Annotated in this window: 18 protein-coding genes; 10 read left to right on the top strand and 8 right to left on the bottom strand. The window is 61.9% G+C overall.

The features are described from left to right. Window positions 1-231: 231 nt before the first annotated feature. Window positions 232-2,526, top strand: coding sequence for a diguanylate cyclase domain-containing protein (locus H3Z84_RS08080; RefSeq protein WP_323126977.1), 2,295 nt, complete (start codon window positions 232-234; stop codon window positions 2,524-2,526). On the opposite strand, the gene H3Z84_RS08075 is transcribed toward H3Z84_RS08080, so the two are convergent. After that, window positions 2,496-4,115: a Na/Pi cotransporter family protein gene (locus H3Z84_RS08075; protein ID WP_094624888.1), complete on the bottom strand. Its 1,620-nt coding sequence runs from the start codon at window positions 4,113-4,115 to the stop codon at window positions 2,496-2,498. The two genes, H3Z84_RS08080 and H3Z84_RS08075, sit on opposite strands and share 31 nt — an antisense overlap. Beyond that, window positions 4,112-4,921 (bottom strand): TatD family hydrolase, encoded by an 810-nt coding sequence (locus H3Z84_RS08070; protein WP_199457106.1) that lies wholly within the window; start codon window positions 4,919-4,921, stop codon window positions 4,112-4,114. The genes H3Z84_RS08075 and H3Z84_RS08070 overlap by 4 nt, the downstream gene beginning before the upstream one ends. A 117-nt stretch (window positions 4,922-5,038) precedes the next feature. Here H3Z84_RS08070 and H3Z84_RS08065 point away from each other — a divergent pair, with 117 nt between their 5' ends. Together H3Z84_RS08065 and H3Z84_RS08060 are read left to right on the top strand one after the other, a co-directional pair. Then, on the top strand, window positions 5,039-5,869 hold the full coding sequence (locus H3Z84_RS08065; RefSeq protein WP_199457105.1) for a polyphosphate kinase 2 family protein: 831 nt from the start codon (window positions 5,039-5,041) through the stop codon (window positions 5,867-5,869). 12 nt (window positions 5,870-5,881) lie between these two features. Then, window positions 5,882-7,153 (top strand): D-amino acid dehydrogenase, encoded by a 1,272-nt coding sequence (locus H3Z84_RS08060; protein ID WP_199457104.1) that lies wholly within the window; start codon window positions 5,882-5,884, stop codon window positions 7,151-7,153. A 1-nt stretch (window position 7,154) separates the two neighbouring features. Here H3Z84_RS08060 and H3Z84_RS08055 read toward each other — a convergent pair whose 3' ends face one another. Beyond that, window positions 7,155-7,526: a TrmH family RNA methyltransferase gene (locus H3Z84_RS08055; protein WP_323126976.1), complete on the bottom strand. Its 372-nt coding sequence runs from the start codon at window positions 7,524-7,526 to the stop codon at window positions 7,155-7,157. A 92-nt stretch (window positions 7,527-7,618) separates the two neighbouring features. Between H3Z84_RS08055 and H3Z84_RS08050 the strand changes: the two genes are divergently transcribed. After that, window positions 7,619-8,860 (top strand): methyltransferase, encoded by a 1,242-nt coding sequence (locus H3Z84_RS08050; RefSeq protein ID WP_199457103.1) that lies wholly within the window; start codon window positions 7,619-7,621, stop codon window positions 8,858-8,860. Between the two features lie 64 nt (window positions 8,861-8,924). On the opposite strand, the gene H3Z84_RS08045 is transcribed toward H3Z84_RS08050, so the two are convergent. Both H3Z84_RS08045 and H3Z84_RS08040 read right to left on the bottom strand, forming a co-directional pair. Then, window positions 8,925-10,112 carry an OmpA family protein gene (locus H3Z84_RS08045; protein WP_199457102.1) on the bottom strand — a complete coding sequence of 396 codons (1,188 nt, stop codon included), beginning with the start codon at window positions 10,110-10,112 and terminating at the stop codon, window positions 8,925-8,927. A gap of 166 nt (window positions 10,113-10,278) precedes the next feature. Beyond that, window positions 10,279-12,558: an ATP-dependent helicase gene (locus tag H3Z84_RS08040; protein WP_199457101.1), complete on the bottom strand. Its 2,280-nt coding sequence runs from the start codon at window positions 12,556-12,558 to the stop codon at window positions 10,279-10,281. Between the two features lie 298 nt (window positions 12,559-12,856). Between H3Z84_RS08040 and H3Z84_RS08035 the strand changes: the two genes are divergently transcribed. Further along, window positions 12,857-14,989, top strand: coding sequence for a tRNA(Met) cytidine acetyltransferase TmcA (locus H3Z84_RS08035; protein WP_199457100.1), 2,133 nt, complete (start codon window positions 12,857-12,859; stop codon window positions 14,987-14,989). A gap of 67 nt (window positions 14,990-15,056) precedes the next feature. Beyond that, window positions 15,057-15,638 carry an ankyrin repeat domain-containing protein gene (locus H3Z84_RS08030; protein ID WP_228285803.1) on the top strand — a complete coding sequence of 194 codons (582 nt, stop codon included), beginning with the start codon at window positions 15,057-15,059 and terminating at the stop codon, window positions 15,636-15,638. Between the two features lie 15 nt (window positions 15,639-15,653). On the opposite strand, the gene H3Z84_RS08025 is transcribed toward H3Z84_RS08030, so the two are convergent. Continuing rightward, on the bottom strand, window positions 15,654-16,757 hold the full coding sequence (locus H3Z84_RS08025) for an enoyl-CoA hydratase/isomerase family protein (protein WP_199457099.1): 1,104 nt from the start codon (window positions 16,755-16,757) through the stop codon (window positions 15,654-15,656). Window positions 16,758-16,987: 230 nt separating this feature from the next. Here H3Z84_RS08025 and H3Z84_RS08020 point away from each other — a divergent pair, with 230 nt between their 5' ends. Then, window positions 16,988-17,320: a c-type cytochrome gene (locus H3Z84_RS08020; protein WP_022988539.1), complete on the top strand. Its 333-nt coding sequence runs from the start codon at window positions 16,988-16,990 to the stop codon at window positions 17,318-17,320. A 20-nt stretch (window positions 17,321-17,340) separates the two neighbouring features. On the opposite strand, the gene ppnN is transcribed toward H3Z84_RS08020, so the two are convergent. Beyond that, window positions 17,341-18,723 (bottom strand): nucleotide 5'-monophosphate nucleosidase PpnN, encoded by a 1,383-nt coding sequence (ppnN, locus tag H3Z84_RS08015; RefSeq protein ID WP_022988538.1) that lies wholly within the window; start codon window positions 18,721-18,723, stop codon window positions 17,341-17,343. A 121-nt stretch (window positions 18,724-18,844) separates the two neighbouring features. Here ppnN and thiI point away from each other — a divergent pair, with 121 nt between their 5' ends. Then, the gene (gene thiI, locus H3Z84_RS08010) at window positions 18,845-20,299 is read left to right on the top strand and encodes a tRNA uracil 4-sulfurtransferase ThiI (RefSeq protein ID WP_199457098.1); all 1,455 of its coding nucleotides are present in this window, start codon (window positions 18,845-18,847) and stop codon (window positions 20,297-20,299) included. On the opposite strand, the gene H3Z84_RS08005 is transcribed toward thiI, so the two are convergent. Then, window positions 20,296-21,309 carry a histone deacetylase family protein gene (locus H3Z84_RS08005; RefSeq protein WP_199457097.1) on the bottom strand — a complete coding sequence of 338 codons (1,014 nt, stop codon included), beginning with the start codon at window positions 21,307-21,309 and terminating at the stop codon, window positions 20,296-20,298. The genes thiI and H3Z84_RS08005 overlap by 4 nt on opposite strands. Before the next feature lie 168 nt (window positions 21,310-21,477). Here H3Z84_RS08005 and H3Z84_RS08000 point away from each other — a divergent pair, with 168 nt between their 5' ends. Next, the gene (locus tag H3Z84_RS08000; protein WP_199457096.1) at window positions 21,478-22,926 is read left to right on the top strand and encodes an NAD-dependent succinate-semialdehyde dehydrogenase; all 1,449 of its coding nucleotides are present in this window, start codon (window positions 21,478-21,480) and stop codon (window positions 22,924-22,926) included. Between the two features lie 297 nt (window positions 22,927-23,223). Next, window positions 23,224-25,389, top strand: a complete 2,166-nt coding sequence (gene uvrD, locus H3Z84_RS07995; RefSeq protein WP_199457095.1) for a DNA helicase II — start codon at window positions 23,224-23,226, stop codon at window positions 25,387-25,389. Window positions 25,390-25,877 lie beyond the last annotated feature (488 nt).

Genomic DNA, 25,877 nt, shown 5'->3' with positions numbered 1-25,877 from the left:
GATGGCCCTTGCGGGTAGGCGGCTGCAGGACATCTGTATTACTATCCGACACATTGTGTTATTCGGAGCCTTTCATGCACCGCCGTCGCTTCCTCCAGCTCTCGCCAAGAACGGAACAATTGAAACAACGGCCCTACGCCTGGCCGGGCTTCTGGAACGGGAAGGACTGATGGACAAGCACCCGGAACACGAACGGATCGCCAGCCAGCAGTTTCTGCCAAGGCGGGCAGAGTGAGTTGGTTATCGGTTCTTGCAGGTAATCCGGGGCGGGCGATTGCGCTGTTGGTGCTGCTGGTTCTGGCGCCGCTCCCGGTGGCGGCAGAAGCGGATAGCGTGACGCTGGGGGTGCTGGGATACCGCCCCGACCCCCTGGTGATGGCAAAGTATCAGCCGCTGGCGGACTATCTGAGCCGGGAGACCGGCAGGGATATCACCATCCGTGTGCTGGCCCAGGAAGAAATGGACCGTGCGGTTGCCTCCAACCGCATTGATTTTTTCCTGACCAATCCGGCCCACTTCCTGATGATCCGCAGCGAGCGCAGCCTGACCGGCGTACTGGCTACCCTGCAGCGCGACTGGAACGGCATCACTACCGGCAGCATTGGCGGTGTGATCATCGCCCGAGCCGGGCGCAGCGATATTCAAACTCTGGAAGACTTGCGCGGCAAAAGCATTGCTACCCCGGGCCTTCACTATCTGGGAGGCTACCAGGCCCAGGCCCTGGAGCTGCAGTCGGCAGGCCTGGATATCCGGCGGGATAACCGGATCATCTATCTGGGTAACCATGACCGGGTGGTTCGGGCTGTGCTGGCGGGAGACACCGACATCGGCTTTATCCGCACCGGTGTTCTGGAAGAACTTCTGCAGGAAGACCCGGGGCTGGAAACCGCGCTGAAGGTGATCAACGCCCAGAACCTCCGGGGCTATCCGTTCCGGCTTTCAACCCGCCTGTATCCGGAATGGCCACTGGTGTCGCTGCCCCATGTGGATTCCCGCACCATTCGCCAGATTGCCTCCGCCCTGTTTGCCCTGGAACCGGACGACCCGGCTGCCGTGGCCGCAGGCCTGGCTTCCTTCGCGCCCCCGGCCGATTACCAGTCGGTGGAACACCTGACTCGCAGCCTGCGCCTGCCGCCTTACGACCAGGTCCCCCAGGTAACCTGGCTGGATGTACTCCATCAGTACCGGCTATGGGTAGCGGTGGTAACCGTGTTGGTGCTGTTATTGCTGGCTACCAGCATCTGGCTGGGCCGCAAGAAGCGCCAGCTGTCCCGGGAAAGCCGCCGGCTTCAGGAGCTGGTGGCAAGCTGGCCCCAGCCCATGCTGATGATCCGTGGCCGGGCCCTGAGTGACTGTAACCGGGCCGCAGTGGAGCTGCTGGAGTGCCGCTCCGCCGCCGACATGCTGGGCCAGCCCCTGGAGCGGTTTTCCCCGGAGAGCCAGCCGGATGGCCAGGACTCCGCCCGAAAGCTGGCGGGACTGCTGCAGCGGGTTCAGGTAGGAGATGTGGCGCAATCCGAATGGCTCTTCTGCCGGGAGGATGGCAGCCACGTGTGGGTGGACATGACCCTGGCCCCGGTCTACGAAAATGATGACGACACACCTTCGGTGCTGTGTTCCTGGTACAACATCACCCGGCGGAAACAGGCCGAAGAACGCCAGCGGCTGGCCCTGAAGGTGTTTGAAAATGCCCGGGAAGCGATCTTTATCACCGATGCCCATGGTGTGGTCATCGACACCAACGAGGCCTACTTCCTGATTACCGGCTGGGACCGCAACACCGCAATAGGCCGCCTGCCACCGCTGCCGGTGGATGAAGGCAGCTCGATACTGGTGGCTGCCCGCAAACACGGAGTATGGAGCGGCGAGTTCGCCAGCCGTAACCGGGATGGCCGGCGGCTGATCCTGAGCCTGACCCTGAGCAGCGTGGTGGATGACCAGGGCGAGCAAAGCCATTTCGTGGGTGTGTTCAGTGATATCACCCGGCTCAAGGAAACCGAGAAGAAGCTTCGCACCATGGCGCACTATGACGCCCTCACCAACCTGCCCAACCGGGTGCTGTTTGCCGAGCGCCTGCAGCAGGCCATGGCCCAGGCCCGGCGGCAGGAGTACCGGTTGGCGGTGCTTTATATCGACCTGGATAAATTCAAACCGGTGAATGATGCCTTCGGCCATGACGCCGGTGACCAGTTACTGGTGGAAGTGGCCCGGCGACTGCGCACGGTGCTGCGGGAAGAAGATACCCTGGCACGGCTGGGTGGCGACGAGTTTGCGGCCATCGTAGTGAACGTGGCCGATGTGGATGCTATTGAAAACCTGATGGACAGGCTGCTGACGGCGGTTGCCGAGCCGGTCTGGGTGGCTGACCACATGGTGGAAGTCTCTGCCAGTGTCGGCTACACCCTGTATCCCCAGCCTGTGGAGCTCGACGGCGACCAGCTGCTGCGCCAGGCCGACCAGGCCATGTACCAGGCCAAGAACACGGGCCGTAACGGTTATTGCGGGTTTTCCGGCACCGGCTCCTGATGGTGGTAGCCGTTCAGGATATCGGTGCCGGCGCGCCAGTAGAGTGACTTGGCCCACTGGTCGCTCAGCCGGCGTACCGAGCTGAGGGTATCCAGCATCCGGTCCCCGAGGGTGGTGGCCAGCCGCTGCCAGACAATTTTCTGCAGGGTGTCGTTCTTCAGGCTGTGATAAACCTGTTCGGTTTTCGCCAGCAATTCCGGAGCCGGTTCTTCCGACGCCACCAGTGCCCGCAGGGTGTCCAGATAGTCGCTGTAGGCCTGTTTGGAACCGGCAAATTCGGTGCGGTCTGCCAGTTCCCTGAGGGTCAGCAACCGGTCTGCCAGGTCGGTGGCTTCGGCCAGGTAGCGACAGGTGCGAACGCTGATCGTCAGGGCATCGACAATGGAGACCTGCATTTTCTCCGCCCGCAACCGCCCGATATAGTCGGTAATGGCGCTGTTCAGGGACTTGATGGCCTCCATTTTCGGGCGGATCTGGGCGACATTCAGGCCTTCCCGGTCCAGGCATACCCTCAGCAGGCCCCGGGTATGGCCGATCAGCCGTTTCATCTCCTGGTCCACGGCACCGATCGCCAGTTCCGGGGTGGTGATCAGGGTGTCATCCAGGTGCCGGGGTTCGGCATTGTCTTCTTCCTTGCTGCGGAACAGCCGGCCCAGAAAACGGGCAAAGGGTGTGATAAACGGCAGCATTACCGCGGCGCCCAACACGTTGAACAGGGTGTGGAACAGGGCCAGCGACACTGCCGGGTTGGCTTCCAGGTCCAGCAGGTCGGTCAGTGTGGCGACCATCCAGAGCATCACCGGCAGGATCAGCAGGGCGATGATGCCGGTCACCACGTTGAACAGAATATGGCCGATGGCCAGGCGCCGGGCGTTGGCGGTGGCTTTCAGGGCCGACAGCGCAGCGGTGGAGGTAGACCCCAGGTTGGCACCCACCACGGCTGCTGCGGCATTATCGAGCGGGATCAGTCCACCGGCAGCTGCAGTCAGCACAATGGCCAGCGAGGCACTGGAGGACTGGGTCAGAACGGTGGCGATCAGGCCAATCATGAAGAACGCTGGCAGGCCGTAGTCCGGGCTGATGATGTCGCCGCTGGTAAGGCCGCCGGCGGCGGATTCCAGTGCGGTTTTCAGAATCGACAGGCCCAGGAAAAACAGCGCAAAGCCGGCCAGGGCCTCTCCCAGAAACTGGTTTCGGGGCGTGCGGCTGATGGTGCGGAATCCCACGCCCGCCGCCAGCAGGGGCAGTGCAATGGCTTCGATTTTGAAACCGAAGCCCACCAGGCTCACCAGCCAACCGGTCATGGTGGTGCCGATGTTGGAGCCGAAGATCACCCCCAGGGAGTGTTTCAGGGACAGCAAGCCGGCGTTAACAAAGCCGATGGTGGCCACGGTGACCGCGCCGGAGTGCTGCACAATACCGGTAATCACAAAGCCGGCCATCAGCCCTCGCATCGGGGTGCGCGTCCAGTGGCCGAGCAGGTGGCGCAGGGAATGGCCGGCGGCGTTTTTCAGGCCGTTGGTCATCATTTCCATGGCCAGCATGAACAACGCCAGCCCGCCGAGTACCTGAAAAACGGATGAGATCATGGTTGCGGGAAAAACACCCTGAGACTGTTTTGATAAGTCTGGCTCACAACCTGCCCGAGCGGTAGTTCTTTAACCTCGGCGATTTTTTCCGCCACGAACGGCAGGTAGAAGGGCGCGTTCTCCCGCCCGCGGTAGGGCACCGGCGTCAGGAACGGGGCATCGGTTTCCAGCAGAATCTGCTCGATGGGTGTCATGCGCACGATGTCCCGCACGTTCTCCGCCTTGTTGAAGGTGGTGATGCCGTTAAAGCCCAGACACCAGCCCTGGTCCAGGGCGTATTGCGCCAGGCCAGGGCCGGAGGTAAAGCTGTGAATGACGCCGCGCCGTTCCAGGGTGTTTTCGAATTCCTTGAGGATGGCGATGGTGTCGTCATCGGCATCCCGGCTGTGAATCACCACCGGGCGATTGGTGTCGCAGGCAATTTGCAGCTGGCGGCGGAACACTTCCCGCTGCACTTCGCGGTCGGCGTTGTCGTAGTAATAATCCAGGCCGATCTCGCCAATGGCGACGACCTTGCTGTCGCCCGCGTGCTGGCGGATTTCGGCTTCCACCGCATCGGTGTAGCTCTCGGCTTCATGGGGGTGGACACCCTGGGTGCCGTACACCCAGTCGGCAGCCTGGCTCAGTTCCCGCACTGCCGCCAGGTTGTCCGGCGACACCGCGATGGTGATGACCTTTTCGATGTTGACGTTCCGGCTGTGATCGAGAATATCCGCCAGGGGCTGGTCTTTCAGATAGTCCAGGTGGCAGTGGGTCTCAATGATCGGGTGATCGAAAACGGGAATCTCGCGACGTTTTTTGCTCATATCCGGGTTCTGGCTCCATCGCAGCACAGGGCTGGCTGCTATCCTGAAAGTTGATACCCTGAGTTTAACAGTTTGCATACAGCTTGACCTGCCCGGCAGGCCTAGGGAGTTTCCTTGATGAAGTACACGGCCTTTGCCCGTTCCTGGTTTCTGAACCCGAAACAACCGGGGCTGGGGCATTACCCCACAGAGCTGGATGACAGCGCTGATGTGCCATCGCTTGAGGCCAGCCTGGAAGACATCGGGGAATACCAGCGCAGGCTCTGGGCCAACCGCAAGCAGGCGCTGTTGCTGGTGGTCCATGGCCCGGATACCAGTGGCAAGGACAGCCTGATCCGCACACTCGCCACCTATGCAGACCCTGCCGGCTTTCATGCCTGGTCGTTCAGCCGGCCAACCGGGGCCGAGGCCGCCCATGATTTTCTGTGGCGGGTGACGCCTTACCTGCCGGCCTATGGCCAGATGGTGGCCTTCAACCGCAGCCACCATGAAGCGGTGATTGGCGAACGGGTGTGGCCGGTGCGGGCCGAAGACACCTACAACTGGCCGGCCCGGTACCAGGCAGTCTGTGACTTCGAACGGCACCTGGTGTCTGAAGGCACCTGTATTGTGAAAGTCTGGCTCAACCTGTCGGAAGATGAGCACAAACGGCGGTTGCTGAAGCGCCTGGACAAGCCCAGGAAACGCTGGAAATTCGATCATTCCGATATCGAAGGCTGGAAGCAGCGGGCCACATACCGGGAGTATGCCGAGCAGGCGCTGGCGGCAACCCATACCGGCGATGCACCCTGGTTTGTTGTGCCCGGCGACAGCAAGCCGGTGGCCCGTGCTATCGTGGCGGCACTGGTGGCGGAAGTGTTAAAGCAGCTGGCACCGGAGTATCCGGCGGAACATCCGGAGGTGCTGGAAGAGTATCGGCAGTTGCTGGCCGAGAATGGCGTGAGTTAACGGAGGCAAGTCATGCACATTGTGGTGATAGGCGGCGGTGTGGTGGGTGTAACCACTGCCCGGGAGCTGATACGGCGGGGCCACAGGGTAACGGTACTGGAACGGCACCCGGTGGCGGGTAACGAAACCAGCAAGGGCAATGCGGCCCAGCGCTCCTACGGGGTGGTGTATCCCTGGGCGGACCCCTCCATGGTGTTCAAGTCCCTGCCATGGCTGTTGCAACAGGACGGCCCGCTGAAACTGGGCCTGCCGCCGTCACTGGATGCCTTGCGGTTCATGTTTGCCACCCTGCGCTACGCCTGGTCGCCGGGGTTATTCGGGCTGAACAAGCGGGCCATGTTGCGCCTTGGTATCTACAGCCGGGAACGTTTCCTGGCCCTGGAACAGGAACACAAGCTGGCCTTTGACGGTGCCCATCAGGGCCTGCTGCACCTGGCCAGCACGCCCGGCGCTATGGAAGACTACCGCAAGCTGCATGAATTGCTGGCCGGCATGGGCATTGCCTCAAGCCTGCTGACCCCGGAGCAGGTGCGGCAGGTGGAGCCGGGCATGACCGGCGGCGGCCCCCTGTACGGTGCCATTCGCTACGACACTGACGGAACCGGTGACTGCCACCTGTTCAGCCAGGAACTGGCCCGGGCCTGCCAGGAGCTGGGGGCCGAATTCCGCTATGAAGTGTCAGTGGAACACCTGCTGGCGGACCAGCAGCGGGTGAATGGCGTGCAGATCCGTCGGGCTGATGGCCGTACTGAGATTGTTGAGGGGGATGCCTTCGTGGTGTCTGCGGGCTGCTGGTCGCCGGAGCTGGTGCGGCCGTTGGGGCTGAAGCTGCCGATATACCCGGTCAAGGGTTACAGCATTACCGTGCCACTCAGCGAGCCTGGCCGGGCGCCGGTGAGCACCATTCACGATGACAACTTCAAGGTGGTTTCCACCCGGCTGGGTAACCGCTTGCGGGCCACCGGGTTTGTGGAGCTGGCGGACTTCAACCGGGATATCCCCGGGGCCCGCATTGCCACCATTAAAAAATCCGTGCAGTCGCGCTTTCCGGGGTGCGCGAACCTGGATGACGCCGAAACCTGGACCGGGTTCCGGCCGATGACGCCGGACGGCCCCGCCATTATCGGGCGGGGCCCCAGGGACAACCTGTTCCTGAATACCGGGCACGGTACCTTCGGCTGGACCCTGTCGGCAGGCAGCGCGGCGGTGATTGCCCAGGTAATTGATGGCGAGGAGCCGGCGGTGCAACTGGACGCCTTCCGGCCCGGGCGGTTTTCAGAATAGCTCAGAGCTTGCGCTCGATGTTGCCGCACAGGGTGTGCACAAAGCCGATATCCCGCTCCGACAGCAGGGGCAGGCGCTCGAACACCCATTGCGACAGCTTTTCATCGGCTGGGGCATCCAGTTTCGGCAACAGGGTTTCCAGCCGGGTACGCAGGGCGCCAAGACCGGCGGCTTCCGTTTCTTCGGCAGGGCTGTCGGTGCCGGCAGCGGCGAGCCCCGATAGTTCCCAGGCGTAGAGCATCACCGACTGGGCCAGGTTCAGTGACGGATAACTGACCGCCATGGGGAAGCCGGTCAGCAGGTCACACAGGGCCAGTTCGTCGTTCGACAGGCCCCGGTCTTCCCGCCCGAACACCAGGGCCGCGGTAGCCACTGCCGCGCCCTTGTTGGCCAGTACCCAGGGCCCGGGCAGCCGCGCCTACGTTTTCCGGAACTTTTGGTTCAACCAGTACAAAGGCCAGTTTCATGACGTTACCTCCGGCGGCGAGTTTACACCAGCCAGCGAGATCTTTTTACAGCCACTGGCAGCAGGTGAATGACTGGCTGGTCCGGCACCAGGAGTTGTGGCAACCGGCACCGTTTATGGAGCCGGAACCGGCCTGGTGCGAACGTTATCCGGAGCTTGCACACTGGCTGGACACGCTGACGCTGGACGCCTGCGAAGCCTTTGAAGAAAACCTGGCGGCGTTTGCCGTCGAAGCTGCCCGGTTTGTGCCGGGCCTTGCTGACTACGGGCCCCTGGTAGAGCTGCCGGAACTGTCACCTCCCGACAGCGGGGCCCGGTCGGCACTGTCGGAGCTGCAGGCCGTGGATATGCCCGGTCGCAAGCGTTTGCAGGCCGGTGCCTTTGCCGCCGCGGTGCTGCCGCTGCAACAGCCTGTGCTGGATTGGTGCTGTGGCAAAGGCCACCTGGCACGAACGCTGGCGGCCCGGGGGGCGGCGCGCGTGCGGGGCTTCGAGTGGAATGATGAACTGGTTCAGGACGGCAACCGGCTGGCCCGGCATTACGGCGATCCGGTGCAGTTGCACCACCAGGATGTGATGGCCGATTCCCTGAACTGGCCTGCGGGAGTGCATGGCGTGGCGCTGCATGCCTGTGGCGACCTGCACCGGCAACTGCTGAAGCGCGGCGCGGCGGCCGGTACGCCGAGACTGAGTTTTTCCCCCTGCTGTTATCACCTGACGGCCCAGGAGCCGTATCAACCCCTGGCACAAGGCAGCCGAAACCACGCACCCGCCCTGAGGCCAGGCCGTAACACCCTGCGCCTGGCCGTGCGGGAAACGGTCACAGCGCCCGCAAGGGTGCGGGAGCAGACGGCCCGAGTGACGGCATGGCGGCTGGGCTTTGATGCCCTTCAGCGCCATCTGCGGGCAGCAGACAGCTATCTGCCGGTGCCTTCCCATCCGCCGTCCCTGAATAACGGTGACTTCGAAGGCTTCTGCCGCTGGGCTGCGGGCAAGAAACAGCTGGACTTGCCGGATAACCTGGACTGGCAGCACTGGTCGACGCGGGGTGAACAGCGGGCGTTGCAGGTTCAGCGCCACGAGTTACTGCGGCATCTGTTCCGCCGGCCACTGGAGCTCTGGATGGTGCTGGATTACGCGGTGTTTCTGGAGGAGCAGGGCTACAGGGTGCGCCTGGGCCGTTTCTGTGCACGGGAACTGACGCCCAGAAACCTGCTGGTGGATGCGGTTCGGGTGGAATGACTGCGGTTGAAACAAGTAAGGCGCCCGAAGGCGCCTTACTTATTCACTACCCGTCCGGTTGGTCTTAGCGACGAACCTGGATGCGGGCTTCTACACGGCGGTTCTGGGCACGGCCAGCTGCAGTGTCGTTGCTGGCAATCGGCTCGACTTCACCGTAACCAACTGCAGTTACACGGTCCGGATCCACACCCAGTACGGAAGTCAGGCGATCAGCCACGGCTTCGGCACGGCGCTGGGACAGGGCGCGGTTGTACTCGGCATCACCAATGCTGTCGGAGTGTCCGGCAATCTCAACGGTAGTTTCCGGGTACTCTTCCATGAAGTCCGCAGCCTTGCGGATTTCGGCGTCGTAGGTGGCGTCAATCACGGAACTGTTGGTGGGGAACTGAACCCGCAGCTCGATGGTTTCGATGGTCTCGGTGACACCTTCGCAGCCGGTTTCATCCACTTCAGTACCAGCGGCCGTGTTCGGGCACTGGTCCTTGCTGTTCACCACGCCATCGTTGTCGCTGTCCAGCTCACAACCACGGCTGTTTACTTCAGCGCCAGCCGGGGTGTTCGGGCACTGATCCTTGCTGTCGGCAACGCCATCGTTGTCGGCATCCAGTTCACAGCCGCGGCTGTCTACCTGGGCACCGGCCGGGGTGTTGGCGCACTGGTCACGGGAATCGGGCACACCGTCGTTGTCCGCATCCGCCGGTTTGGGCTCGGTGGTGGTGTGGTGGAAGGCCAGACTCAGGCCCAGAGACACCATGGTGTCGAAGGTGCTTTCGTCGATGCCGTGGAACTCGCGCAGGTCACCGCGCAGGGAAATCATGTCGCTGATGTTGTAACGCACACCGGCGCCCACGTTTACACGGGTTTCGTCATGGTTGGTGCCAGCGGTAAATACCGGGCCGTCACCGAAATCAGCATGGCCGGCACCGAAGGCCAGGTACGGGTTCCAGGCAGAATCCTGGCCACGGAAGTAATACAGGCCGTCCAGGCGCAGTTCTTCGAACTCGGAATCGCCGTTTACGTACTTGCGGTCTGCATCAGCGCGTGAGTAAACCGCTTCTACCGCCCAGTGGGGTTTGAACCGATATTCAATACCAACGCCGTAGGTGTCGGTTTCGCTCAGGTCACGCTTGTCGTCAAACAGTTGGTAACCGGCGAACGGGTTCAGGTAAATGGATTGCTTGTCGGCGGCCAGGGCTGGCGCAGACAGGGATGAAGCTAATACGGCCAAAGCGACCGGGCGCACGATGTTCATGCAGAACCTCCTGTTTCATTTTTATGTTCCCGTTCTCTCATCAGGAACGCAGACAAATCCCTAGATACAAAGCCTAATCTGGAATCTAGATTAGTAAGCCAAAAAATACAAAAAATTACACCCGTACCGGGGTCAGGATTTGTACGCAGGGGATTCCACTTATGGATCAGTCTGTTACCGGGGTGAAGTACAGGTGGGCGCTTTTCTTGCTGAAATTCAGGGTGTCGCCATTATCAAAGCGCACCTCGAATGAGCTTTCGTCTTCCCCGGTTACGCGGCCGGCGCCAAAGATGGCGTGAATGAGCCGGGGCTGGTGCCATACGGGTTGTGACGTGTCCGGGGTGCTGGCTGGCGCCTGGCCATCCAGGGTGATTTTGGCCCTTTCGGCATAGCGCAGGCTGACCGGGGTGAGGGGATGCCGGAGCGTTATGGGCTGGCCGGAGGCGGGGTTACCTGCATCGAGAACCTGCCCCAGCTCCCGGGCCAGGGGGAAGCAGAATTCTGCCACGAAGCGGCTGGGGCCCTGATCACCATCCAGGTGCGGGTGGCTGCTGTCGGGGCGGGTAATCAGGTGCAGCTGCTCCCGGCAACGGGTCATGCCCACGTAGAGCAGCCGCCGTTCACTCTCCAGCAGGGCTCGGGCATCGTCCTGCGGGCGGGGGCTGTAGGGCAGGTACTTTTCCTGCAGGCCGGGAATGATGACCACCGGCCACTCCAGGCCCTTGGTGCGGTGGATGGTGGATAACAGTACACCTTGTTCACGCTGCTCGCCGGCCTGCTGTTTCAGGGCCTTGAGATGGTCCAGCGCACCGGTGGCGTCAACATCCAGGCTTTTCAGGTAGTCGCGGAAGCCCTGGATGGTGTCGATGCGCTCTTCGGCGCTGTCGTGGGTCAGGGCGAGGCTGCGAATGCCTTCATACAGATCGGTATGGTCGGCGTAGACGCTGATCAGCCCGGCCACGGGGCCCTTGTAGTTGCGCAGCTGCATCAACACTTCGCCCAGTTTTTTCAGCTTGCGCGCGGCCATGGGGGCCAGGGCGTTGAAGTCCATGGCCAGCAGGCGTTCGTGCCAGTCGCTGTCGAAGCCGGCGAGGAACTGCGCCAGGTTTTCCAGCTCCGGCTCTTTCAGGCCGACGTGGGGAAAGCGCAGCAGTTGCCGGGCCAGGTCCAGCCGGTCGCTGTCGGGCAGCTGGTGCAGGCGGCCGCTGACCACCATCAGCAGGGCGATAATGGCCTGCACTTCCCGGCTGAACAGGGCCCCTTTGCCGCTGTCGATGCGATAGGGGATCTGCCGGGCCAGCAGTTTCAGCTCGATCGGCACACTCTGGCTCCAGACCCGGAACAGGATGGCGGTCTGGCTGGTTTGCTCCGGGCTTTGTTGCTGCAGAATTTTCAGGATCTGGTCGCTGTCGTTGTCTGCCCGGTGCAGGTTTACCTCCGTAGCCGGAGTAGATGAGTGGGAGTGGCACAGCACATCTTTGCGGCCGGTGTTGTGGCAAATCAGGTGGTTGGCCAGCAAGGCGACCTGGTGGCCGTACCGGAAGGTGTAGCTCAGGGTCTGTTCCAGGGGGCTTTCGAACTCGTCGCTGAACCGGCGCAGGATAAATTCAGGCTTGGCGCCGCGGAATTCGTAGATGGTCTGGTCCGGGTCGCCGACCACGGTCACCCGGGCGCGGTCGCCGGCCACGTAGCGCAGCAGCAAGTGCTGGATTTCGTTGGTGTCCTGGTATTCGTCCACCAGGATCAGGTCCATTTTATTTCCGACGAGGCGCTGCAATGGCGGGTTCTGGTGAATAGCCATGACCGGTTCGTACAGCATGTCGGCGTAGCTGATGCGGCTCTGGCTTTTGCGCCATTGCTCAAAGCAGTGGAACAGGTCGATCAGGTATTTGTGTTTTTCCGAGTAGCCCAGTTCTTCGAATACGATTTCTGCCGGCGACAGGCAGGTTTTGACCAGGTCGATAAAGCCGGTGGCGGTTTCCACATAGTCTTTCTTGTTGCGGCGTATTTCATCGGCCAGGTCTTCCGGTGCCAGCCGGCGGGTGAGCAGCCAGGCCTGGTAGCCGATTTCCTGTTCGGTGAGGATTTTTTCAGAGAATCCCGGCAGGTAGCCTTCCCGCACGAAGCGTTTGTACAGCCGCAGGCCCATGGCGTGATAGGTGCGGATTTCCGGCAGGGCCAGGCCGGACTGGTGGCACACTTGCTGCAGTTTGCGCTGGAAGTCGATGCGGGCGCTGCGGTTGAACATGAGTACCAGCATGCGGTCCGGGTCGTGGCCCTGTTGCAGCAGGTGGCGTATGCGCCAGGCCAGGGTGGAGGTTTTGCCGCTGCCGGCCACGGCGGTGATTACCGAGTGTTCGTAGCCGGCGGTGATGATGGCCCGCTGTTCGTCGGTTAGGTGGTCTGGCAGGTAGCTGGTGTCTGGCGTTTGGGGCTGGTTTGGCATGGTGGGTATTGTACTTGGCTGCTGGCAGCGGGAGTAGCCGTGCCGCATAATTGCCTGAGACTTTTGTCATTCATGCCCGCACTGCGCCGGGGGTGGCCTTCAAAAAAACGCTCCTGTCGGCACCCCTACGGGGTCCGGCCCGCAATCACAGATTGCGGTCGCTCAGCTTTCGCATGAAGCTTCGCTTCATAAGAGCTCGGCTGAGCCCATGTGGCGCTTCTGCTCCGCCATCCATGGCTCCGCAAATTTTTTGAAGGCCACCCCCGGCGCAGCGCTCCATCGGAGTTGCCTTCAGATTATGCCTTCCTCGATCACACAGAACTGGCAAACCTTTTCGGCTCAATTGGCCCATACCGGTCAACGCCGCCTCGTTCTGGTGGAGGGTGAACAGGAGTGGGCCCGGGGCTGGGTGCAGGAGCGGTTGGGTGGTTTTGATGTCGCCGGGGCGCTGTGGGTTGGTCGTGACGAGGATGCCGGGCGTGCGGGTGTCCGTGGCGTCTCGGCAGCGCAGTACAAGCGGTGGCTGGGGCGGGAGACCGGGGTGTTGGTTTGGGATGGCTGGCAGGGGAATCCGCCGGATGGGTTTGCCGGGTTGGCGGGTACGTTGAGGGCCGGTGGGTTGTTGTTCTGGTTGATGCCGCCGCTGGCGGACTGGCCGGGGTTTGAGGATCCGGATTACTCGCGCACGGGGCTGGATGGGGCGGGGGAGCATCGGTTTTTGGCGCGGTTGGCGGAGGTTGTGGCGTCTGACGGTGCGGTGGTCCGGGTTCGGCAGGGTATTGATGAATGCCCGGTGCTGCCGGATGTCCGGGGTGACGGGTTGGCTTTCAGGCCGGGGTCGACGCCGGAGCAGTCGGAGCTGGTGGCGCGGCTGGTGCGTTTCGGGTTGGGGCGGCGTCGGCGGCCGGTGGTGGTGACGTCAGACCGGGGCCGGGGGAAGTCGGCGGCGTTGGGGATGGCGGCGGCGGAGTTGTTGCTGGCGGGGCGGCAGCAGGTGTTGGTGACGTCGCCTTCGGTGGACAATCTGCAGAGTTTTTTCCGGCATGCGGCGGAGGTTATGGGCGACCGGGTTGAGAGCCGGTCGGAGTCGGAGCTTGTGCTGCCGGGCGGGCAGGCGATTCGTTTTCTGCCGGTGCCGGAGTTGCTGGCGCAGAAGCCGGAGGCCGAGGTGGTGATGGTGGATGAGGCCGCCGGTTTGCCGGCTAGCTGGCTGCGGGAGGTTTTGCTGGGCTGGCCGCGGGTGGCGTTTGCCAGCACGGTGCATGGCTATGAGGGCACCGGGCGGGGCTTTGCGATCCGGTTCCGGCAGGTGCTGGACCGGGAGGCGCCGCACTGGCAATCGGTGGAGCTGAAGCAGCCGGTGCGCTGGGCGCAGGGTGATCCCCTGGAGCGGGTGTTGTTCCGGATGTTTCTGCTGGGTGCCCGGGGGCCGGACAGCAGCAAGCCGAAACCCGGTGCAGTGTCTGTCGAACCCTGGAATCCGGCACAGGCCAGCGAGGCGGAACTTGCCGAGGCCTTCGGCTTGCTGGTGGATGCCCATTACCGCACCACGCCGGCGGACTTGCGGCAGTGGCTGGACGATCCGGCCGCCAGCAGCTGGCGGGCGGTGGTGCAGGGCAAAACCGTGGGTGTGCTCTGGGGATGTGTGGAAGGCGGCCTGGATCAGGACCTGGCCGCCCAGGTGGCCATGGGCCAGCGCCGTTTGCGGGGGCATTTGCTGGCGCAGTCCCTGGCCAGCCATGGTGGCTTTGCGGAGGCGGCGCAGCAGCGGTGTTTTCGGGTGGTGCGCATTGCCGTGGCAGAGCCGGCCCGGCAGCTGGGCGTGGGCCGGGCGCTGGTGGCGGCGGCGGAAGAGTTTTGCCGGAGCCAGGAGCTGGATTCGCTGGGTACCAGTTTTGGTGGCGAAGCGGGTTTGCAGTCGTTCTGGCAAGGTTGTGGATTACGCCTGGCGCGTATCGGGCTGACCCGGGAGCGTTCTACTGGCGAGTTTCCGGTGCAACTGTTCAAGGGTGTATCCCCGGCGGGCTGCGACCTGGAGCAGCGCCTGCGCCGCCGGTTTGCCAGGCACTGGCAGGTGCTGATTCCCCGGCACTGGGCCGACATGCCCCAGGAATTGCTGGCGCAGCTTGCCGCAGACCTGCCTGCCACGGCAGAGCCCGGGCCGGACGACTGGCAGGATTTGCGGAGCTTTGCAGAGGGCTACCGGGGGTTTGAAGTGACTTTGCCGCTGCTGCGTGAAGTCTGCAGCTGGCCTGGCTGGATGGCCTGGCTGGCCGGGCAGGAGGATGCCGGGCTCTGGTGCCGTGCGGTGCTTCAGGGTTGGGCCTGGCCGCAGTTGCAGGCGCTTGGGCTGGTCACCGGCAAGGGGGAGGGTGAAATGCGGCTGAGACAAATCGTGGCCCGCTGGTCGGCACAAGTGTCGGAGTTGTGACCGTTTCGATTTAATTATGACCACCCGGCCCGCAAAATAGCTGAAAAAATCAAACAAGAGAGTACGAATGATGAGCAGGGGTGCGGGCAGTCGCTTTCATTTTGTGGTTTTGGTGGTGCTGTCGTTGCTGGCCGGTTGCAGCAGCACGGGCGAGGTAGGCGATACCGGGGCCACCGGCGCGGATTTGCTGGCAGCGGTTGCGGCCAATGAAGACCGGGCGGTGCTGGATATGCTGTCGCAGGGCGTGGACCCAGACCCAAGGGCAGGTTCTTCCAAAACCCCGCTGATGCTGGCAGCGGCGGAAGGTAACCGGCGTATTGTCCGCTTGCTGCTGGCGGCCGGTGCCGATGTGAACAGCGAAGACAACAGCGGTTACACGCCGGTGATCCATGCGGCGGAAAACGGGCATTTGTCGGTGGTTCGGGCCTTGCTGGCGGCGGGAGCCAACGTCAATGTCAGCCAGGACGGCGAATCCCTGCTGATGAAAGTGGTGGAAGCCGGCGACCTGCTGACCGCCGAGATGCTGCTGGCCGCTGGTGCTGATGTGCACTACCGGCGCACCGATGGCACCACGGCCCTCGACATTGCCCGGGCCCGCAATAACCAGGACCTGGAAATGCTGCTGGTGCAAGCGGGCGCGGCCCGCTGATTTCCCGGCCCGGTGTCAGTCCAGCTGCATCGGGTCGTTCAGGTCGTCCCAAACCGGCTCGAAATGCCTTTCGATCACCTCTTCCGGTACCTCCCCGGCGGATTTGAACGACCACACCGGCGCTTTATCTTTGTCCACCAGCAATGCCCGGATGCCTTCGGCGAGGTCGGGGCGGCGGGTGCATTCCAGTGCCATGGCCAGTTCCATCCGGAAAATATCCTTCAGTGACATCTGCTGACCCTTGCGCAGCTGGTGCCAGACCAGCCAGGCGGTCACCGGGCAGCCATTCTTCAGGTTTTCCGCACAGCTTTGCCACCAGGGGTCGTCAATGTCGGCGGCGAGTATCTGTTCGATGATGGCGGGCAGCTCGGTGCCTGCGGTCAGCCGGGCGATGGTCTGTTCGTGCCGCTCCAGGTGGCCCGGCGCCAGGCTCCGGTAATCCAGGGCTTCCACCTGGTTCAGCAGGCGGAACAGCCGGTTGTCATCGGCGGCGGCCTCGCCGGTCCAGCGCTCATCCTGCAGGCGGGCCAGCAGGGTTTCGATCTGGCCCGCATCAATCACCAGGTCTGCCAGCCCCACCCGCAGGGTGTCGGCCACGTTCAGGCGGGCCCCGGTCAGCCCCATAAACAGCCCGAGGCGCCCCGGCAGACGGTTCAGGAACCAGCTGGCACCGACATCCGGGAACAGGCCGATGCTGATTTCCGGCATGGCCAGGGTGACATCGGGTGTGACCAGCCGGTAGCGGCAGGCCGACAGCAGGCCCAGGCCGCCCCCCATCACAATGCCCCGGGCCAGGCCCACCACCGGCTTCGGGAAACGGTGCAGGCTGTAGTCAAGCCGGTACTCCCGGGTGAAGAAGCGTTCCGGGGCAGAGGTGTCACCTTCGCCTTTCAGGGCCTGGTACAGGTTGCGGATGTTACCGCCGGCACAGAAGGCCCGTTCGCCGCTGCCTTGCAACACCACCATGCAGATGCGGTCGTCTGTGGCCCAGCGATCCAGGGTTTCCTGGGCCTGGTTGACCATGTCCTCGGTCAGGGCGTTGAGGGTCTGGGCTGCATTCAGGGTAAGCAGACCGATGTGGCCCTGGCGGCAGGCGAGTTCCTGAACCTCTACAGACATGTGGTGTGATCTCCGGTGGGCAAGTGATTTTGTTAATTAATGTATTTTTGCGGTTTGTTCGTACTGTCCTATAGTCAGCACAAGAGTAAAACAGCACTATGGTCGCACTAATGTCCTTGACCTATCACATTTGAGGCCTTGGATGGCTGTGCTATAAAGTAAGTCTGACTTACGGTCCGGTTTATAAAAAACTGAATTGTAAACGTAAAAACGATGAGAGGATGAACTCTATGAACCTGAAACACTTCGCAGTTGCTGGTCTGTTCGCACTGGGTGCTGCTGCGCCTGCCGCTTCCATGGCAGCCGACGCCGAAGCCGGTAAGGCCAAGGCTGGCGTTTGTGCCGCATGCCACGGCCAGAACGGTATCTCCCAGGTGCCCATCTACCCGAACCTGGCAGGCCAGAAAGAGCAGTACCTGGTTGCTGCCCTGAAAGCCTACAAGGCTGGTCAGCGTCAGGGTGGCCAGGCTCCGGTCATGCAGGGCCAGGCAACTGCCCTGAGCGATGAAGACATCGCTAACCTGGCGGCTTACTACGCAAGCCTGCCGGCTGGCGGCAAGTAATTGCCCGGCAGTGGTGCGGCTCAGGCCGCACCACTGACAATCCGGTAACTGGGCCGATAAGCGGATGATCCCGGCAGTTTCATCCGGTCCTGGGCAATAAACTGCTCCAGCATGGCCTCAAGGGGTTTGATCAGTGTCGGGTCTCCGGCAATTTCAAACGGTCCCTTCTCCTGAATCTGCCGAATTCCGCTTTCCTTCACATTTCCCGCCACGATACCGCTGAACGCCTTGCGCAGATTCGCCGCAATCAGGTGTGCCGGTTGATCCCTGTGTAATTCCAGCGCCCGCATATTGCTGTGGTTGGGCTCGAACGGTAACTGGAACACCGGGTCGATCTTCAGCATCCAGTTGAAGTAGTAGGCATCCTGCATGGCACGGCGGAAGGTCTCCACATCCTTGATGCCCTGCTTCATGGTCTGGGCTACCCGTACCGGGTCATCAATGATGATGTCGTACTTGCTGGCGGCTTCGTCGCCCAGGGCATTGCGGATGAACTTGTCGATCATCTCGAAGTATTCCGCGTTTTCCCGGCGGCCGGTAAACACCACCGGGAACGGCAGGTCGGCGTTGTCCGGATGTAGCAGAATGCCCAGAAGATACAGAATCTCTTCGGCCGTACCCACGCCACCGGGGAAAACGATCACCCCGTGGCCACAGCGCACAAAGGCTTCCAGGCGCTTTTCGATATCCGGCATGATCACCAGTTCGTTGACAATCGGGTTGGGCGCTTCCGCCCCGATGATGCCCGGTTCGGTAATGCCAATGTAACGACCGTTCTTGATCCGCTGCTTGGCGTGGGCAATGGTCGCGCCTTTCATGGGGCCTTTCATGGCGCCCGGGCCGCAGCCGGTGCAGATGCTCATTCCCCGAAGCCCCAGCTGGTGCCCCACTTCCTTGCTGTACTGGTACTCGTCATGGCTGATGGAGTGGCCACCCCAGCACACCACCATGTCGGGCTGGCGGCCGGGCTCCAGGGCCCGGGCATTGCGCAGGATATGGAACACCAGGTTGGTAATGTCTTCCGGATTATCCTTGCGGAAGCCGGAGACGGTGTCGGGCAGCGAGTGGCTGTAGACAATATCCCGCAACACCGAGAACAGGTGTTCCCGGATGGCCCGCAGCATTTCGCCGTCAACAAAGGCGTGCGCCGGGGCATTGATCAGCTCCAGCTTCAGGCCCCGGGGCTGGGGAACCAGTCGCACATCGAAATCGCCGTGGGCTTCCATCAGTTCCTTGCAGTCGTCGGTTTCCATGCCGGTATTCAGCACCGCCAGGGCGCATTGCCTGAACAATCGGTACAAGCCACCTTCACTCTTGTCCTTGAGCCGGTTTACCTCGTGGGTGGAGAGAATTTCGAGGCTGCCCTCCGGAGAGACCAGGGCATTCATGGTGGGTTCGGTCATCGGTGTTGGAACTCCTGCTGTTTCGGCAATGACGGATTTTGAGCCACTCAGGCGAAAGGGTACACTAAGCGCTTTTCGCCTTTTACGCTACCCGACGTTCCTCCGATCAAAGTCCTTTTTTATGAAATTACTGATTCGTCCTGCCGCTGAAGTGGCCATCAAAAGCAAACCCGTTCGCCAGCAGCAAATGCGCCAGTTGCGGCAGAATATCCGGAAACTCCTGGCCCGGCTGGATGCCGACATCCGGGTGGATGGCAGCTGGGACCGGGTTGATGTGGAGGTGCCCGAAGGCCGGGGCCTGACCGGCGCGGTGATTGATGAGCTTACCCGAATTTCCGGCATTTCCACCATCCAGGAAATCGCGGTTTACCCGTTTGTGGACCTGGACGACGTGGGCGCCAAGGCCATACAGGCCTTTGCCGGTCGACTGAAAGGCAAAACCTTTGCAGTACGTGCACGGCGCCATGGCCAGCACGATTTCCGTTCGATTGACCTGGAGCGACTGGTCGGCGGCGCGCTGATGCAAGCCTCCGAGGCCCGTGGGGTCGATCTGAAAAATCCGGAAGTGGAAGTGCGCATCGAAGTGAACGATGACCAGTTCCACATTGCCCATCGCCGTCACGAGGGCTTGGGCGGCTATCCGCTGGGTACCGTGGAAACCGTGATGACATTGATCTCCGGTGGCTACGATTCGTCGGTAGCGGCTTACCTGATGATGCGCCGCGGTATCCGCAGCCATTTCCTGTTCTTCAACCTCGGCGGCACTGCCCATGAGGTGGGCGTGCGCCAGGTGGTGCACTACCTGTGGCAGCGTTACGGCGCCTCCCACAATGTGAAGTTTATCTCGGTGCCCTTCGAGGGCGTGGTGGCAGAAATCATGCGTTCGGTAAACCATCGCCACTGGGGCGTGGTGCTCAAGCGCATGATGCTGAAAGCCGCTGCCGAAATTGCCCGGGATTACACCGCCACCGGCCTGGTGATGGGCGATGCCGTGGCCCAGGTGTCGAGCCAGACCCTGACCAACCTGAACGTGGTCGATCGCGCCAGCGATGAAGTGGTGCTGCGCCCGCTGATTGCCATGGACAAGCAGGAAATCATCCGCATTGCCCGGGACATCGGTACCGAGCCCTTTGCCCGCAACATGCCGGAATACTGTGGCGTGATTTCCAGCAAGCCGGTCACCCGCGCCAAGCTGCACCGGGTAGAGGAAGAAGAAACCCACATGGATCTGCAAGTGCTGGCCAGCGCCATCGCCAACAGCGAGCACACCAAGGTGAGCGAACTGCTGGACAGCGTGGTGACTCCGGAAGAGGTGGAACTGGTGCAGACCCCGGCGGTAGACGATGTGATCATCGACGTGCGCCACCCTTCCGAGGAAGAGCGGGCGCCGCTGACGCTTACCAACAACGAGATCCTGAAAATCCCGTTCTACGAGCTCAACCAGCAGGTGCCGGGGCTACCGGCAGGCCGCCAGTACCTGTTGTACTGTGACCGGGGCACCATGAGCCGCATGCACGCCGGTCACCTGAAGGCGGAAGGCCTTAACAACGTGAAGGTTTACGCTCCGGGCGCCTAGCCTTCCAGCCCCCTGAAGAACTGCTGGACGTTCTCGCTGAGGGCGTCCAGGTCATATCCCCCCTCCTGTACGATCAGCGTCGGCAGCCCCAGCTGACGGATGTGGGTGCTGAGCCGGCAGAAGCCCTCGGATGACACCGACACCTTGGCCTGCGGGTCGTTTTTGTAGATATCGAAGCCCAGCGGCAGGATCAGCACATCGGGCTGGTACAGCCGCACGGCCGCCAGTGCTTCCTCCACGCGGGCAAAGAAATCCTCCTCGCTGGAGCCGTGGGGCATGGGCAGGTTGATGTTGTAACCGTAGCCTTCGCCTTCGCCGCGCTCGTCCTCGAAGCCGCTCACCACCGGGTAGAAGTTGGTGGGGTCGCCATGGATGGAGACATACAGCACATCGCTGCGATCGTAGAAGATTTCCTGGATGCCCTGGCCGTGGTGCATATCGGTATCCAGGATCACCGTACGCGGGAACCGGCTTTTCAGGTGTTCGGCGGCAATGGCGGCATTGTTCAGGTAGCAGAATCCCCCGGCGGCATCTTTGCGAGCGTGGTGGCCGGGCGGGCGGCACACGGCATAGGCATAGCGCTCGCCGGCAATCAGGGCATCGGCCGCCCCGAGAGCGGTCTGGGCCGACCAGTAGGCGGCCTTCCAGGTATTCTCGCCAATCGGACAACTGCCATCGGCCAGGTAACAGGCTGCTTCCGCCAGGACACCCCGCAGGGCATTGGGGGAGCGCACGAAGATGTTGGACATCACCTCGTCGCCCCAGTCTTCCATTTCCATCCAGCGCCGGTGGGCGGATTCCAGGAACCGCAGATAGCCCAGGTCATGCACCTTCGAGATTGGCGCCGCACCCTGGTCGGCAGGCTGGAACACTGGAATGCCCAGCGCTTTCAGGCCTTCCACCATCTGACCGGTACGATCCGGCACCTCCTGGGGCTGGCGCATCTGGCCCCGGGTGAAATACGTCTTCGGGATGTGCAGATCCTGTGACGGATGGAAAAATGCTTTCATGTCCGGCCTCCTTGATTCACTCCCTCGAGTATAGGCAGAGACCGGGATGGGTCAAAAAATCCCCGCTGACTTTACAGGCCGGCCCCCAGCTACCACTATGAAGGCAGAACCCGAACCCTGGATCCCGGCCCGCAACCGGGCGTGATCAGGCACAGAAAAGGAGTCGAGATGATCGAATCACCACTGTTGCAGAATCTTACCGGCTACATTGGCGGGCGCTGGACAGACAGCGCCGGTGACAGCACCTTTGATGTCTACAATCCGGCCACGGGCGGGGTGATTGCCAAAGTGCCTTCGATGCCGGAGCAAGACATACTGGATGCGGTCGAAGCCGGCAAGCAGGCCCTGCGGCTGACCAACCCCTATCCCCTTGAAACCCGCCGCAAATGGCTGGAAGACATCCGCGATGCCCTGAAGGACAACCGCGAGGAAATCGGTCGCATCCTGTGCATGGAGCACGGCAAGCCCTGGAAAGAAGGCCAGGGCGAAGTAGACTACGCCGCCGGCTTCTTCGATTACTGCGCCAGACATATCCAGGCGCTGGATGCCCACACCATTGCGGAAAAGCCGAAAGACTGCACCTGGACGGTTCACTACCGCCCCATCGGCGTCACCGGCCTGATTGTGCCCTGGAACTTCCCCATCGGCATGATCGCCAAGAAGCTCTCGGCGGCCCTGGCGGCCGGCTGCCCCTCGGTCATCAAACCGGCCAGTGAAACCCCGCTCACCATGGTTGCCTTCTTCAGCATCATGGACAAGCTCGGCCTGCCCGATGGCATGGTCAACCTGGTGATGGGCAAGGCCAGCGTCATCGGCAAAGTGCTGTGTGAACACAAAGACGTACCCATGCTCAGCTTCACCGGCTCCACCGAAGTGGGCCGAAAACTGATCGTCGACACCGCCGAGCAGGTGAAAAAGCTGTCCCTGGAACTGGGTGGCAACGCCCCGTATATCGTCTTCGACGACGCCGACCTGGACGCCGCCGCCGACAACCTGATCGCCAACAAATTCCGTGGTGGCGGCCAGACCTGCGTCTGCGCCAACCGCATCTTCGTCCATGAAAAAGTGGCCGACGCCTTCGGCGAAAAACTCGCCGAGCGAGTGAATAAAATGACCGTCGGTGACGGCATGAACGATGGCGTCGACATCGGCCCGTTGGTCAACAAAGCCGGCTTCGACAAGGTCAAGCGCCACCTGGAGGATGCCCTGGCCAAAGGCGGCAAACTGGTTGCCGGCAAGCAGCCGGATGAGTTGGGTGAAGGCCTGTTCTTCCCGCCTACTGTGGTGCAGGGCGTTGACCGCAACATGGCCTGCTACCAGGAAGAAACCTTCGGCCCGCTGGTGCCCATGGCCCTGTTCCGCACCGAAGAAGAAGTCATCGAAGCCGGCAACGACACCGAATTCGGCCTGGCCTCCTACGTCTTCACCGCCGATGCCGAGCGCGCCCAGCGCGTAGCCGCCGGCCTGCGTTTCGGCCACGTAGGCTGGAACACCGGCACCGGGCCTACTCCGGAAGCGCCGTTTGGTGGTATGAAGGCGTCTGGTATTGGCCGGGAAGGTGGCTTGGAAGGCTTGTTTGAGTTTGTGGAAGCGCAGACGGTTCCACGAGGCTTCTAAAGCCCTGAGCCCTCATCTCCTGGAGTTGTCGCACGGGGGAGGTGCCCCTTCGTTGCCAGACAGCGCAGGAACGGGGACTTCTTCCCAGGACTGTCTGTGGCCATGGATGGCCACAGTCAAGCGCACAGGGATGTGCTCGTAGCGTGTCCTGGGAAGAAGTCCCCGTTCCTGTGCGTTAACTCCAAAGATCCTGAGCGTTAACTCCAAAAGAGAGGCGCCAATCCCTGCCCGACAAACCTGCTTTTCTCCTGTTATACTCTCAGGCCTGTTTATTTAACCAGTAAAAAGCCAGGTGCTATGGACGTTTCCCACATTATTGACCCCCTGAACGATGCCCAGCGCGAGGCCGTTACCGCCCAGAACGATCACCTGCTGGTACTGGCCGGCGCGGGCAGTGGCAAAACGCGGGTGCTGGTGCACCGGATTGCCTGGCTGATGACTGTGGATCGGGTGCCGCCGACCGGCATCCTGGCGGTGACCTTTACCAACAAAGCCGCCAAGGAAATGCGCTACCGCATCGAAGAAATGATGAACATCCCCTCCCGGGGACTGTGGTTCGGCACCTTCCATGGCATCGCCCACCGCCTGCTGCGCTCGCACTGGAAAGACGCCGGCCTGCCGGAGAACTTCCAGGTCCTCGACAGCGACGACCAGCTGCGCATGGTCAAGCGGGTGATGCGGGAGTTCCAGATTGATGAAAGCCAGTGGCCGCCGAAACAGGCCCAGTGGTTTATCAACAGCCAGAAAGACGAAGGCCTGCGGGCGGACCATATCCAGGAAAACCCCGGTGACCACTTCACGAGCACCATGCTGAAAATCTACCGCCAGTACGAAAAACTCTGCCAGCAGGGCGGCCTGGTGGACTTTGGCGAACTGCTGCTGCGCTCCCACGAGCTGTGGCTGCACCGGCCGGAGCTACTGAGTCACTACCAGCAGCGCTTCCAGCACATCCTGGTGGACGAGTTCCAGGACACCAACACCATCCAGTACGCCTGGCTTCAGGTACTGGCCAGCAACCGCGTGCCGCTCACCGTGGTGGGTGACGACGACCAGTCCATCTACGGCTGGCGTGGTGCCAAGATCGAAAACATCCAGCAGTACCAGCGGGACTTCCCCAACGCTCGTCTGGTGCGGCTGGAGCAAAACTACCGCTCCACCCAGATGATCCTGAAGGCCGCCAACGCGGTGATCGCCAACAACCAGGGCCGCCTCGGTAAAGAGCTGTGGACCGACGGCCCCGAAGGCGAACCGATCAGCCTGTACGCGGCCTTTAACGAACAGGACGAAGCCAATTACATCGCTGACTCCATCACCGCCTGGGTCAACGACGGCAACCTGCGCAGCGAATCCGCCATCCTGTACCGCTCCAACGCCCAGTCCCGGGTACTGGAAGAAGCCCTGATGCGCCAGGGCATTCCCTACCGGGTGTATGGTGGCCTGCGGTTCTACGACCGCCAGGAAATCCGCAACGCCCTCGCCTACCTGCGCCTGGTGCAGTACCACCGTGATGATGCCGCCTTCGAACGGGTGGTGAACATCCCGACCCGCGGCATCGGCGCCAAGAGCCTGGCGGAGCTACGTGAATACGCCACAGAGCAGGGCATTTCCCTGTGGGAATCTGCCGAACGCCTGCTGGCAGCAGGGCAGGTGAAAGGCCGGGCGAAAACCGGGCTGCAGTCGTTTATGGAAATCATCAACGGCCTGTCTGCAATGGTGGGCGAAGCCTCATTGCAGGGGCTGATGAAGCAGGCCATCGAAGCCAGTGGCCTGAAGGACTACCACGCCAGCGAAAAAGGCGAGAAAGGTCAGGCAAGGGTAGAGAACCTGGAAGAGCTGGTAAATGCGCTGTCCGATTTCGAGGTGGAAGACGGCGTCGACCCGCTGGCAGAATTCATCGCCCAGGCGGCACTGGATGCCGGCGAAGCCCAGGCCGATGCCCATGAAGACAGCGTCCAGCTGATGACCCTGCACTCCGCCAAGGGCCTGGAATTCCCGCTGGTGTTCCTGGCCGGTGTGGAAGAAGGTTTGTTCCCCCACAGCATGTCGCTGGAAGAGCCGGGGCGTATGGAAGAAGAACGCCGGCTGGCCTACGTGGGCATTACCCGTGCCATGAAAAAGCTGGTGCTCACTTACGCCGAATCCCGCCGCTTGTACGGGCAGGAAAAATTCCACGCGCTGTCCCGCTTCGTTCGGGAGATTCCGGGTGACTGCCTGCAGGAAGTGCGGTTACGCAATACGGTGACCCGGCCGGCGATGGTGTCCCGCCCCAATGAGAGCATGTTCAGCCAGGATTCGGCGCAGCAATCGGGTTTCAGTCTGGGGCAGCGGGTGCGTCATCCGAAGTTCGGCGAGGGTATCGTAATGAACTCCGAGGGCACCGGGCACCACACCCGTGTGCAGGTAAACTTCGACGAGGGCGCCAAGTGGCTGGTTCTGGCCTATGCGCCGTTGGAGGCTTGTTAGACGTCGGTGCTTTTTACCCCTAGCCTTCTGGCTCGGTGGTGGCATGACGGTGGGACGGTCTTTCCAAAAAGCGCTCTAGCCGTCCATGGGCGCTTGTGTTCCGCCATCCATGGCTCCACAAATTTTTGGAAAGACCGTCCCACCGCCATGCTTCGGCGTTTCTCAAATCCCAATCGGCTTGCAGACGCTACATAGGCAAGGCTAAGAGGTTGCGTTGAAAGCCAGCTGAGAGGTTTGGGGCTGGTATCGGGGTGGGCCTTCCAAAAATGTGCGGAGCCATGGATGGCGGAGCAGAAGCGCCATAGGGATGTGCCGTAAGGAGCGGTTTTTGGAAGGCCCACCCCGATTGCATATTCCGGCCCATCGTGAACACCCATTCCGGACGAACATGAACACCTATTCTGGTTCAACGTGAACAGTCATTCCGGTCGAAGATGAACACTTTCTGGTGATTTTCCGGAATCGGTGTTCACCATGCCGGAATCCGT

It is taken from the genome of Marinobacter sp. bablab_jr003, from assembly GCF_016464245.1.
Lineage (GTDB): Bacteria > Pseudomonadota > Gammaproteobacteria > Pseudomonadales > Oleiphilaceae > Marinobacter > Marinobacter vinifirmus.
Note: the sequence above shows the minus strand (reverse complement) of the source record. Positions and strands in the feature narration are given on the sequence as shown.